The sequence below is a fragment of the Variovorax boronicumulans genome, from assembly GCF_040544675.1.
GTDB lineage: Bacteria > Pseudomonadota > Gammaproteobacteria > Burkholderiales > Burkholderiaceae_C > Variovorax > Variovorax boronicumulans_D.
Genome location: NZ_JBEPKK010000001.1, coordinates 32,800 through 46,493, shown reverse-complemented (window position 1 = coordinate 46,493; position 13,694 = coordinate 32,800). Strand labels below are relative to the sequence as shown.

General features: G+C 67.5%; 4 protein-coding genes. 3 read left to right on the top strand and 1 reads right to left on the bottom strand.

The window, feature by feature from the left end:
- The first annotated feature begins 94 nt into the window (after window positions 1-94).
- The 3 genes from fhuF (at window position 95) to ABIC90_RS00115 (ending at window position 4,010) form a co-directional block, all read left to right on the top strand.
- Entirely contained in the window at window positions 95-859 is a 765-nt protein-coding gene (gene fhuF / locus ABIC90_RS00125) for a siderophore-iron reductase FhuF (protein ID WP_354352008.1), read from the top strand.
- A 65-nt stretch (window positions 860-924) separates the two neighbouring features.
- Complete coding sequence (locus ABIC90_RS00120; RefSeq protein WP_354352007.1) at window positions 925-1,755, top strand: formyltransferase family protein; 831 nt, start codon at window positions 925-927, stop codon at window positions 1,753-1,755.
- Window positions 1,756-1,871: 116 nt separating this feature from the next.
- Window positions 1,872-4,010, top strand: coding sequence for a TonB-dependent siderophore receptor (locus ABIC90_RS00115; protein ID WP_354352006.1), 2,139 nt, complete (start codon window positions 1,872-1,874; stop codon window positions 4,008-4,010).
- Between the two features lie 84 nt (window positions 4,011-4,094).
- Here ABIC90_RS00115 and ABIC90_RS00110 read toward each other — a convergent pair whose 3' ends face one another.
- Window positions 4,095-13,682, bottom strand: coding sequence for an amino acid adenylation domain-containing protein (locus ABIC90_RS00110; RefSeq protein WP_354352005.1), 9,588 nt, complete (start codon window positions 13,680-13,682; stop codon window positions 4,095-4,097).
- Window positions 13,683-13,694: the final 12 nt, after the last annotated feature.

Genomic DNA, 13,694 nt, shown 5'->3' with positions numbered 1-13,694 from the left:
GCCGCACAGCCCCGCGTGAACATTCGCAAGCACCGCGGCGTCTTCTGTGCATGCATCCCCGGCCGCACCTTGCCACTCCTTGGAGAGCCGGCCCATGATTCCGTTGCTGGCACCGATCTTCCAGGGCGAGCTGGCGCCCCTGGGCGAAGGGCTGCAATGCTCGGAGCACATTCCTGCCGATGCCTTGCGGGTGTGCGACTTGCTGCCGCCCGGCAGTCCCGCCCTTGCCGAGGTTCTTCGAAGGTACGCACGGTTCAGGGGCTGCGCCGGGCCCGATCTGCGGCCCATCGCTTCGACCTGGAGCCTCGCGTATCTCGGGATGCTTCTGCCGCCCGTGGTGGCTGCAGCCAGCCTGCTGCAACACGTTTTTCCGGTGGCGGCTGCGCAGACCTGGGTGCGCCTCGACGACCACGGCGTGCCCGTCGGTTTCCATGTTCAGACCCTGGGCGAATCGCTGCAGGGTGCCGACACAGCGCAACGCTACGCGCCATTGCTGTGGCAGCACCTGGCGCCACTCCTGGGCACGCTTTCGGAATCGACACGCCTGGCCCCGAAGATTCTCTGGGGCAATGTGGCACGCCATCTCGAATACCTGCTCGACAAGGGCGTGGAGCTGACCGGTGGCGCATCTCATGTGGTTCAGGACCGCGACTGGCTGCTGAACAGTGCCATGTGGTCGGCACCGCCCCGCATCAATCCGCTCCATGGGCGGCAGCTCGAAGTCGTCCGTCTTCACGGCGAACGCCCGGTCCTGCTGAAGCTGCACCGGCAATGTTGCCTGCGCCATCTGCTGCCCGGCGAGGGCTACTGCGGTGCCTGCCCGCTGGCGCCGCGGCCCGCGCCAGGAGGCGACCGGTGAACAGATCGTCGGGTACCGCGTCTTCCTCTGGAGAACCTCCCACGCCACTCCATCCCTCACTACCCATGTCCAACAAGGCCAAACTCGTCTACGTCCTCTCCCTGCGCAACGCCGCCGCCGACAAGGCGGGCCAGCATGTCGACTACAAGGGGCAACCCCGCTACATGAAGTCGCCGCTCGAGTATCTGGCCGAGGCCCTGGATACGACCTCGCTGGGCGATGCCTACTCGCTCGAGGGCATCGTCTACGACGACGACGAGCAGCTGCCCCGGGACCAGGCCGCGCTGGCCGACTACGGTTTTTCGTGCAGCCCCGACAGGCAATGGATCTTCCCGAAGGACCTGCGCGCGCAAGGCCGGCTGCTGCGGGACATGCTGCATGCCGTGCCTTCGTCGTACCGGCGCTTGCCGCTGGCCGATCCCGGGCGCGTCGCCGGCAAAGGCGCCTTCGAGCGCCAGTTGCTCGACAAGCTGTTGACGCTCCAGGCCGACGTGGTCGTGCTCGACGGCCTGCTGGTCATCCTCGATGAACTGGTGCGTCCCGGCAGCCGTTTCCACCGGAAGATCGTCAACATCCACCCCGGCATCACACGCCTCGAATCGCCGTTCCAGCGACGCGGCGCTTACGCAACGCTCGACGCCTTGCACGGCGCCCGCGGCGAGAAGGTGGTCGATTGGCAGACGATGCGCAAAGTGGCGACAAAGCCGGTCGTCAAGACCGGCGCGTCGCTGCACTACGTGGACAACGGCATCGATTCGGGAGAAGTCATCTTCGACGTGCTCGGTACCGACATCAGCCCGGAGGACTCGATCCTCGAATTGCGCTGGAACAACTTCAACCGCAGCCTGTTCCCCGCCATGCATCAAGGCTTGATCCTGCTGGCCCCTCACCTCTGAGCGCACCGGTCTCGTTGTCGTACTGCAACAGAACTGCTTCATTTCCAGAGAATAAGAACCATTCTCATTAAAATGAGCCGCGAATTATCGATAACTCTTTTGGGAGTCTTTTCTTCATGCGTCCTCTTTCATTGCCGCGGCAACGCCTGCTCAACGCTTCGCTCACGGCGGCCTTCGGGACCGCCGTCGCACTCCTGAGTCTTGCAGCCCCGGCCCAGACCGCTCGTGCACCTGAACCGGCCGCGCCAACCAACACGCTGCCGCAGATCACGGTAAGCGGCGAACAACCGGAAACCGCCACCGGTCCGGTGCGTGGATATGTGGCGCGTCGCAGCGCGACAGGCACGAAAACCGACACGCCGCTGATCGAGGTCCCGCAGTCGATCTCGGTCATCGGGCGCGAAGAAATGGATGCGCGCGGCGTCCAGGACATCATGGAAGCCGTGCGCTACACACCCGGTGTCGCGGTCAGCAACTGGGGCTTCGACCCCCGGGGCATCGACTGGATCCTGATGCGCGGCTTCGACGCGACATCGGGCATCGCGGGCTACCGCGACGGCCTCGTCATGCCTGGCTATTCCCTGACCGAGCCCTACGGCCTGGAGCGCGTCGAAGTGCTGCGCGGACCGGCCTCCGTGGTCTTCGGCCAGGGCGATGCCGGCGGCATCATCAACCGCGTGAGCAAGATGCCGAGCAACACGCCCGTTCGCGAGGTCGAGGTGAAGTACGGCAACTTCCAGCGCAAGCAACTGGCCTTCGATTTGGGTGGGGTCGCCAGCGACACCCTGAGCTACCGCCTGATCGGCCTCGGTCTGGACACCAATTCGCAGATGCGCTACGGAGACGGCACGCCGTTCGCAAACAAGCGCACGTACCTGGCCCCGTCGCTGCGCTGGCAGCCCTCGGCCGACACGTCGTTCACGTTGCTCGGCGAATTTCTCGACAACAAGGCCGGCGACGACGTCTTCTATGTCATGGACAACGCGGGCCGCAACACCGGCATCGTCCGCGGCGACCCCAAGTTCAGCCGTATCCGGAACCGCCAGGAATCGTTGGGCTACCTGTTCGAACACCACGTGAACGACAACTGGACGGTGCGCCACAACCTGCGCTACTCCAACGCCCGCGTCGACAAGCACATCCTGCGCGACACCCTGCTGCCGGACAACTACACGCTCGAGCGAAACGCGCGCTCCTTTCCGGAGTGGTACAGCCAGTGGAGCTCGGACGCACAGTTGCAGGGCCGTGTTCGTACCGGGAACGTCGAGCACACGCTGCTGTTCGGCTTCGACGCGACCCGCATCCGCTACACGTCCAAGGAGTTCTCGGGGCCGGCACCCAGCCTGGACCTGCGCAACCCCGTCAACCTCTTGCCGATACAAGAGCCGCTCGTCCCCGAGAGCAACTACACCCAGATCACCCAGCAGCTCGGTTTCTACGCGCAGGACCAGATCAAGATCGACGACCGCTGGGTGCTCACGTTCAGCGGACGCCAGGATCGTGTGAAGTCCGATACCACCGATCGCATCAACAGCACCCGCAAAGGCCAGACCGACAACAAGTTCAGCGGCCGTGCGGGCCTGAGCTACCTGATCGGCAACGGTTGGGCGCCGTATGTCAGCTATGCCACGTCCTTCCTGCCGACCAGCGGCGTCGACCTCAGCGGCAACCCCTTGCAGCCGACGCGCGGCAAGCAGGTCGAAGCCGGCATCAAGTATCAGCCTGAAGGCTCACGCACGTCGTTCACGGCAGCCGTCTTCGACCTGCGCAAGTCGAACGTGGTCACCTACGATCAGGACACCTTTGAGGCCCGTCAGATCGGCCGCATCCGCTCGCGTGGCCTCGAACTCGAAGCCAAGGCCGAACTGGCTCGCGACCTGAACCTCACTGCCTCCTATACCGTGCTCAACATGAAGGTGCTCGAGAGCGCCAACACAAGCGAGCTCGGAAAGATGCCGATCCAGGTTCCCAAGCAATCCGCTTCCCTGTGGCTCGACTACACCCTGAGCAACGGCATCGGGTTCGGCGGCGGCGTGCGCTACATCGGCAGACGCTGGAACAACGTGACCAACACCTCGGCCGAAGGCGGCGTCGCGCTGCTGGACGCGACGGTGCACTACACGACCGGCCCGTGGCGTCTTTCGCTCTCGGCGACCAACCTGGCCAATCGCAAGTACACCGCTTCGCGCGCATACAACAACTACTATCCCGGCAACGAACGGACGGTGGTCGCCTCGGCCAGATACCAGTTCTGATTTTTCACAGTCGGCGCACAAAGCAAAGCGCCCGTTGCCATCTCGGCAACGGGCGCTTTTTCTTTGGCAGCGCCCTGGCGCCGGTCAGGCCCGCAGCGCGGCGACCAGTTCGCGCATCACGGGCTGCTCGAACACGTCGGCGAGGCGCATCTTGCGCACCTGCATCTGCTTTGTACCGGCGTGCGCGTTCCATTGCAGAACGAGACGACCCGCCAGAAGAGAATCCCCCCCCAGTTCGAAGAAATTCCCGTCGTGCAGCATCGACGCAGGAAGGCCGGGATCGCCAGCATCCGCGAGAAGACCTTGCCAGAGCGCGCCCATCGACGCCAGCAGCACGTCCGCCTGTACATCCGTGGGCGCCGCTGGATTGGCGGAACCCGTCGCGAGGGACTTCAACAGCCCGATGCGGGCCGCCGGTATCTCATCCAGCAACGATGCCACCGTCCCGCCCACCCCTTCGTGCAGCACATCCAGCACGACGCACATCCGTTCAGCGAGTGCCGCCATGCCGTCGTCGTCGAACACGTCCCGCGCGTACTCCAGCGTCAGAAGCAGTTCGTCGCCCTTGGTCTCGATGATCAACAGCAAAGGCACCCCGAGAATCCCGCGGTCGGACGATGCGCGAATGCCCAGCCGGGCGCCCGCCCCGCGCGCCACCGCTTCGTCGACCGGATAGTTCTCGAAGATCATCAGCGAGTCGTAGAGCGGCTGTCCGGGCCGGCCCAGCCATCCCTGGATGGCCGGCAGCGACGCATGCTCACGCTGGCGCAGTTCGAGGTTGGCCGACACGATCTGTCTCAACCACGCGCCCACGCCCAGCATGCGCTCGGGGCGCAGCATCAGCGGCAAGCTGTTCATGCACAGGCCCACCACGTCGTCGATGCCCCGCATCTCCAGCGAACGGCCGGACATGGTCACGCCGAAACAGGCGGCCTCGCGACCTGTGCCTTGCATCAGCAGCACACTCCACGCGGCCTGCATCAACGTGTTCATCGTCACCTGTTCGGCCTGCGCCACTGCGCGCAATGCGCGCACTGTGTCAGCGCCGATCCTTGCCTTGATGCTGTTGCATCCGTGGCGCGACCATTGCTGCATCGGCACATCGGACAACAGCGTCGGCGCACGGCCGATGTCCTCGTAGCGGCCGCGCCAATAAGCGACCTCGGCAGGGCCTGCATGGCCGGCGGCGCGCACGGCGCCGACGAAATCCGCATAGGGCTGCAGTGCCGATGCCACGCGCTCGCCCGCATAGAACGCAAACAGTTCGCCCGTCACGCGGGAGCCGCTCCAGCCGTCGAACAGGACGTGATGCCACGTCCACGCCAGGCGATAGGCCCGCTCGTCAACCCGCACCACCGTCCAGCGTGCCAGCGGCGGGCACGCCATGTCGAAGCCGCGCCCGCGCTCGCGCTCGCACAGGGCTTCCCAGGCAGCCTCCAGAGCAGCTTCATCGGCATGAAGGCCGCGCCAGTCGAGCGACTCGATGACCGTTTCCGCCTGGCGAAGGACCACCTGCACCGGCTCCGCATCGGACAGCCAATGGAAGCCGGTCCGCAGCACCGCGTGCCGAGCCACCGTGGCCTGCCAGGCCGCGCGCAGCTTCGCCAGATCGAGGTCCTGCATCTGCACCAGCGTCTGGACGATATCGACCTCGGTGGCCGGCGCGATGGTGCATTCGACCAGCATGCCTTGCTGGCCCGGCGTGAGCGGGTAGATGTTCTCGATCTCCGACGCGGCCACCGGCAGGCGCGACAGCAGCGCGTCCAACGTCGGCATGGGCATGGCCGCCACCAGCGGAAAATCGCTCGGCGTCACGCCCTGCGCCTCTGCAAGACCGCTGGTGCAGTGCGCGACGAGCGCCAGCAGTTCCTGCCTGAAGCCCTCCACCCATTGCCGGACGCTGGCGGTGTCGTGGCGTGCCCGGCTGTACATCACGCGCAAGGCCAGTTCGCCCGCATACACCTGGCCGTTGACCAGGAATTCGTGCCCGAGCGGTGCGCTCGCATTCACCGTCACCCCCATGCCCTCGGCGGCGGGCGCCCATGGGGCCTGTGCATCGAATTCGCCGTCGAACTGCCCCAGGTAGTTGAACACCACCTGAGCCTTGGGCAGCGCCGCCATGCGGGACGCATCGCGCTGGCGCAGCAGGCCGAAGCCCAGTCCCCTGCCCGGAATTCCGCGCAAGCTTTCCTTCACCCGTTTGAGCGCCTCGCCCGGTTCGCCCAGTGGCGCCAGCGCCACCGGATAGGCACTGGTGAACCAGCCCACGGTGCGCGTCAGGTCAATGCCCTCGAACAGGTCTTCGCGCCCGTGGCCTTCAAGATCGACAAGGATGCGCGAGTGCCCGCTCCATGCGCACAGCGCACGGCCGAGCGCCGTCAGGAGAATGTCGTTGACCTGGGTGCGGTAGGCGGCCGGCGCGTCCCTCAGCAAGGCGTCGGTCGCGGCTCGATCCAGCCGCAACTCGACTTCGGCCTGCTCGGCCACGGTGGCTGCGCCGTCCGGCCGGTCGCAAGGCAGTTCGGCCGGCACGCCCGCCATCGATTGCCAATGCGCCAGTTCCGTCTCGCTGGACAGCAGTTGCTCGGCATGGTCCTGCAACGCCAGCGCCCAGTCCTTGTAGCTGCTGGTTTTGTCGGGCAGCGCAATGCCCATGCCCTGCGCGCCGGCTTCGTACGCGGCACCGAGGTCCTCGAGCAGGATTCGCCACGACACGCCGTCGATCGCCAGGTGGTTGATCGCCAGCAGCAGTCGCTGGCTGCCGTCCTCGACCTCGATCGCCAGCGCGCGAAACAGCACTCCGCGCTCGATATCCAGGCTGCGCTGGGCCTCGTCGCACAGCGCTTCGATCTGCACGCCATCCCTGGCCTTGCGCACCCACAGCAACTCCCGAAGCTGGTCCACCGAAGCATCTTCGTAACGCTGGGTCCATTCGCCACCGACACCCGGTGTGAAGCGCAGCCTGAAGGCGTCGTGATGAGCGACCACCGCTTCCAATGCGCGGCGCAGGACTGTCAGGTCGATCCTGCGGCGAGGCTGCAACAGGATCGCCTGATTCCAGTGACTGGGCACAGCCAGGCCCTTGCCCAGAAAGTCGGCCTGGATCGGCAGCAGCGGTACATCGCCCTCGATCCGGCTGGCCGGGCGGCGCGGCGCATCCTCCAGCCGTTCCGCCACCGATGCCAGCTGTGCCACGGTCTGCCGCTCGAACAGTTGCCGGGGTGTGATCCGCCAGCCTGCCTTGCGCATGCGCACCACGATCTGCAAGCTGAGAATGGAATCGCCGCCGAGCTCGAAGAAGTTGTCGTGGCGGCCCACGCGCGCCACGCCCAACACCTCGACCCAGCAGCGCGCCAACGCCGCTTCAACGCTTCCCTCCGCGGCCTCGTAGGCGGCGTCTGTGCCTGCGAGTTCGGGCTCGGGGAGCGCCTTGCGGTCGATCTTGCCGTTGGCGTTCAACGGCAGCTTCCCCATCACCACGATGGCGGCGGGCACCATGTAGTCGGGCAACACCCGGCCCAGCGCGGCCCTGAGCTGCGCAACGTCGATGGCATCGCCGCTGCCGACGTAGCCCACAAGCCGCGTGCCGCCCTGCCCCTCGCGCGCCACGACCACGGTCTCGCGCACGCCGGGCTGGGCCAGCAATTGGGCCTCGACCTCCCCCAGTTCGATCCGCAGGCCCCGGATCTTCACCTGGTGATCGATGCGGCCCAGGTACTCGATCTGCCCTTCCGCACTCCAGCGCACCAGGTCGCCGGTGCGATAGAGGCGCCCGCCCTGCGCGTCGAACGGATCGGCGACGAAGCGTTCGGCCGTCAGGCCCGCGCGGTTCAGGTAGCCCCGCGCCAGGCTGATGCCGCCCAGGTAGAGCTCGCCGGCCACGCCTTGTGGCACCAGGTTCATCCCGGCGTCCAGCACATAAGTCTGCGTCTGCGAGATCGGCCGCCCGATCGGCACCTGGTTCCGCCCGTCGTTGCGACAGGCCCAGTGCGTGACGTGGATCGTTGTCTCGGTCGGCCCGTACAGGTTCTGGAGGCCCGCGCCGCGCAAGCGCTCCAGCGCCTCCTTCTGCGTGGCCGCGGGCATGGCCTCGCCGCCGCAGATGATGTGGCGCAGACGGGTGCTGGCTTCGATGCCGTCATGCGCCAGAAAGGCCTGCAGCATCGAGGGCACGAAATTCAGCGTCGTGATCTGGTGGCGCTGGATCAGTTGCACCAGCCGCTCGGGATCGCGGTGATCGTCCGGCCGGGCCACCACCAGTCGCACGCCCGAGGTGAGCGGCCAGAACATCTCCCACACCGACACATCGAAGCCGAACGGCGCCTTGTGCAGCACCGTGTCGGCCTGCGTGAGATGGTAGGTGTCCTGCATCCACCGCATGCAACTGAACAGCGCGCCATGGCGCACCGCCGCGCCCTTGGGCTTGCCGGTCGAACCCGAGGTGTAGATCACGTAGGCGAGGTTCTCGCCGTGCAGCGGCACGCGCGGGTCATGGCAGGGCTCGCCGCCGACATCGAGCGTATCGATCTCCAGCACCGTCAACGCTTCGCTGCCGGGCACGCGCGAACGGATGCGGCCTTGCGTCAGCAAGAGCGCGACGCCGCTGTCCTCGAGCATGTAGGCCAGCCTCTGTTCGGGGTACTCCGGATCCAGCGGCACGTAGGCGGCGCCCGCCTTCAGGATCGCGAGCAGCCCGACCATCATCTCGACCGAGCGCTCCAGCGCAATGCCGACCTTGGCCTCGGGCCGCACACCCAGCGCGATGAGCCGGTGCGACAGCCTGTTGGCCCGCTCGTTCAGTTCGCTGTAGCTCAACACCTGCTCGTCGAAGAGCAGCGCGGTGGCATCGGGACGGGTTCGCGCCTGAAGCTCGAAGGCACCGATGACGGTCTGCGCCTCGCCGCTCGTACCGAGCGCTTCCACCACGCCGTGCGGGTTCACGCCCCATGTGCGCAACAGCGCTTTCTCGTCGCCGGTCATCGTGTCGAGTTCGGACATGCGCTTCGACGGATGCGCGGCCAGCGCCGTCACCAGCGCGCGCACGGCCTCCTGCATGAAGCCGCAGACACGGCGCGCGCCGATCGTTGCCGTCACCTGCGCGCCGATCTCGAAACTCTCACCCGTATCGTCCACCGACATGGCCAGCGGATAGTTGCTGCGTTCGCGGCTTCCGATCATTTCGACGCCGGCCCATTCGTCGGACGCCTCACTCGTTCGTGGTGCCGCATGACGGCAGTTCAGGAGCGACGTGAACAACGGCGCGCCGCCGGGCATGCCGCTGCAGCGCTGCGCGAGCGAGAGGCTGGCATGTTCGTGATGCAGCAGGCCGCTGAGCATTGCATGGGTCTGACGCAGGCACTCTTCGACCGTCTGCGCGCCCAGCGTCAGACGCAATGGCAAGGTGTTGATGAACAGGCCCAGCGCCGACTCGCCCCCTTGCATGCGGCCAAACAGCACGGTGCCGAAGACGACATCGTCCCTTGCGGAGGCCCGTGCCACCACCAGCCCCCACGCAAGGTGGAACAACGTTGCCGCACTCACGCCATGCCGCTGCACCTGCTCTCGCACCTTTTTTGCGAGAGCCGGCTCCAGCGGCACCCGTACGCTTTCCGCCGTCGAGCCGTCGCCCTGCACGTCGAGCAGGCCGAAGGGCGCCGTGGTTTCCATCACATCGCCGAGCATCTTCCCGAAGAACGCCTCGTGCTCCGCCCGGCTCATGCCGCCCTTGGCCTGCGCCACGAACTGGCGGAAGGGCACGGGCACCGGCAGCTCGTCGCGCCGACCGTGCTGGATGAGCGCGATCTCCTTGACGACCAGCTTCAAGGTGGTGTTGTCGTCCACCAGGTGATGATTGAGCAGCTGCAGCAACCATCGCTGCGTCTCGGGATCGTGCACCGCAACGGCGTGAATCATCGGCGCCCGCCGCACGTCGATGCGATAGCGTTCCGGGGCGGCGTGGTGCGCCAGGCGCTGCGCGGCGCTCCAGTGCGCGGCGCAGCCTTCCGGCGGCGGCGCGCCTTCGTCGAGCCACTGCAGCTGCATCGGTGCGCGCCGGAACACCACCTGCACCGGTTCGGCCAGATCCTCCCAGATCACTGCGGTTCGCAGGATGTCGTGTCTCGCGATCACCTCGTTGAAGCTCTGCACGAAACGCTCGAGCCGCTCGCGGCTGTCAAACCCAAGAACGCTCGATGTGACATACGCGTCGCCCTCCGTTTGCAAGAGATGGTGAAAGAGCATCCCCTCCTGCAAGGGCACCAGCGGATAGATGTCCTGTATGTTGGCCGCCCCGCCAGGCACCGCGGCCTCGATGCGTCGCAGTTGCGGCGCATCGAGTGCCATGAGCGTGATCATTTCGGGGCGAAGGAATGTGCAGCCCTCGGGAATGCCGTTCGGCGGCACGACCACCTCACGCCGCGCCTGCAACTGCTCCTGCTCGACCGCCTGCGCAAAACGCGCGAGCTGCGGCCACTGGAACAGCGTGCGCACCTGCACCGCCCAGCCGTGCGCGCGGATACGCTCCAGCAGGCCGAGCGCCATCAGCGAATGGCCGCCGAGCTCGAAGAAGTTGTCGTTGCGCCCCACGCGTTCGACGCCCAGCACCTGCGCCCAGATGGCGGCCAGCACTTGCTCCGTCTCGCCCTGCGGTGCCTCGTAGGCAGTGCTCGCGGCGAACGCAGGTTCGGGCAGGGCCTTGCGGTCGACCTTGCCGTTGGCGTTCAGCGGCAGCGCCTCGAGCGCCACGATGACGCCGGGCACCATGTAGTCGGGCAATTGCAGGCCGAGCCGCTCGCGCAGCCGGGCCGGGTCCAGCGCCTGCCCGGCCTTGGCCGACACGTAGCCGGCCAGCCAAGTGCCGCCGGGGCCGTCCCTGGCGAGCACCACCGCTTCGCGCACCTCGGGCTGCATGAGCAGCTGCGCCTCGATCTCGCCGAGCTCGATGCGGAAGCCCCGCACCTTCACCTGGTGGTCGATGCGGCCCAGGTATTCGAGCTCGCCGTCCTCGTTCCATCGCGCCAGGTCGCCCGTGCGGTAGAGCCGGCCGCCACCCGCGCCCGCCCCGGCGTCGAACGGGTCGGCGATGAAGCGCTCGGCGCTCAGGCCGGGCCGCCCCAGGTAGCCGCGCGCCAGGCCTTCGCCCGCCACATACAGCTCGCCGGGCACGCCGATGGGCGCCGCGTTCAGCTCGCCGTCCAGCACGCGCAGGCCCAGGTCGGGAATCGGCACGCCGATGGGGCTGCGCCCGGCGCCGAGGTCGCGCCGGGTGATCGGCCGGTAGGTCACGTGGACCGTCGTTTCCGTGATGCCATACATGTTGACCAGCCGCGGCGATGCGTCCCCGAAGCGGTCCATCCACGAACGCAGCGTCTCGGGCTCCAGCGCCTCGCCGCCGAAGATCACGCAGCGCAGCGCCAGGCTCTCGTCCGCCAACGCGGGCAGCCGCGTGAGCTGCCCGAAGGCCGAGGGCGTCTGGTTCAGCACCGTCACGCGTTCGCGCGCGAGCAGCGACAGAAAGTCTTCCGGCGACCGGCTCACCCAGTAAGGCACCACCACCAGCTTGCCGCCGGTGCACAGCGCGCCGAAGATTTCCCACACCGAGAAGTCGAAGGCGCAGGAGTGGAACAGCGTCCACACATCGTCCGGCCCGAAGCCGAACCATGGGTCGGTGGCCGCGAGCAGCCGCGCCACGTTGCGGTGGCACAGCTGCGCGCCCTTGGGCCGCCCCGTGGAGCCCGAGGTGTAGATCACATAGGCCAGGTTCTCCGGGCCCACTTCGACGCGCGGATCGTGCGCGGGCTCGCCCGACAGGTCGATCGTGTCGAGTTCGAGCACCGCCATGCTGCCGGGCGCCGGAATCTTCTCGCGCACCGCATGCTGCGTGAGCAGCAGCGCGATGCCGGCGTCTTCGATCATGTAGGCCAGGCGCTCGCGCGGATAGTCCGGGTCCAGCGGCAGGTAGGCCGCGCCGGCTTTCAGGATGGCGAGCAGTCCGACCACCGTATCGGCCGAGCGCTCCACCGCGATGCCGATCAGCGTCTCGGGCTTCACGCTCCGCGCCAGCAGGTGGTGCGCGAGGCGGTTGGCGCGCGCGTTCAGTTCGCCATAGCTCAGTACCTGGTCGCCGGAGGCCAGCGCCGCCGCATCGGGCCGGGCTGCCGCGTGCCGCTCGAAGAGCCGATGGATCGGCTCCACAGGATGGTGATGGTCGCGTCGGCGCGCATCGCCCTCCCATTGCGCAAGGCGCTGCCGGTCGGCGGCATCGGTGAGCGCAAAGCTCCCGCTGGCGCGCCCGGCATCGGCCGCCATGTGCCGCAGCACCTCCAGGTAGGCGCCGGTCATCCGCTCGACAGTGGCCCGGTCGTACAGCGCAGTGTTGTATTCGAGCCGGCCGCGCACCTGCGCGCCGGTGATGGTGAGGTCCAGCGAGAGCTCGAACTTCGCGCTGCGGTGCGGCGCGGGCAACTGCTCGACCTGCAGGCCCTCGAAGCCGGGCCCCGCGGCGCCGTCTTCCATCTGCAGGCCGAACATGACCTGGAACAGCGGCGTGCGGCCCGGCTCGCGCCGGTCGGTGCGGCTCGCGAGCAGCACGTCGAAGGGCAGATCCGCATGGTCCAGCGCGGCCAGCACATCGGTGCGCACCTGCCGGCAGACCTCGCGCAGCGACATCCGCGGGCTGAGCCGCGCGCGGAACACCTGCGTGGTGACGAAGAAGCCCAGCAGCCCGTGCAGCTCCTCGCGATGCCGGCCCGCCGACGGCACGCCCACCGCAAAGTCGTACTGCCCGCTGTAGCGCGCGAGCAGCACCTGCCATGCGGCGAACAGCACCACGAAAGGCGTACTGCGCTCGGTGCGGCAGAGCTTCAGCAGCGCATCGGCGAGTGGCGCGTCGAGCGCGAAGTGAGTCAGCGCGCCGTCGAAGCCCAGCTGTTCGGGCCGGGCATGGTCGGTCGGCAGGTCGAGCGCCGGCACTTCGGCGCCCAGGTGCGCGTTCCAGTGGTCCAGGTCGCGCTGCATCGCGCCGGCGGCTTCGCGCTCGCGCTGCCAGCGCGCGTAGTCCGCGTACTGCAGCGGCAGCGCCGGCAGGCGCACAGGACCGGGTTCGCGCCGTGCGGCGGCGTAGGCGTCGGCCAGGTCCTTGGCCAGGATCGGGTTCGACCACGCATCGGAGACGATGTGATGCAGGCAGATGGCGAGCACATGTTCCGCTTCCCCGAGCCGGACCAGCCGTGCCACGAGCGCGGGCGCCGTGCCCAGGTCGAACACGTGCGAGACGGTGCGGCGCACCGCTTCGTCGAGTTTTTCTTCGCGCAACGCGGGCGTTTCGCCCCGCAGGTCGATGCGCTCGATGCCGAAAGCGGCCTCCTCCTGCACCATCTGCAGCGCCGCGCCGTCGCGGTTGAAGAAGCGGGTACGCAGCACCGCATGGCGCGCAGCCAGCGCCTGGAACCCGCGCTCCAGCGCGTCGGCGTCCAGCGGGCCCTTCAGGCGGAACACGCGCGGCAGGTTGTAGGCCGTGAGCTGCGGCTCCAGGTTCTGCAGGAACCAGAGTTGCTGCTGCGCGAAGGACATCGCCACCGCCTCGCCGGGCAGCGTGCAGACGGCAATCGCTTCAGTGGCCGCTTGCGCTTCCCGTTGCGCCGCCATCTTCGGCAGCTTCGTCATCTCGTTCATCAGGCTTTTCCG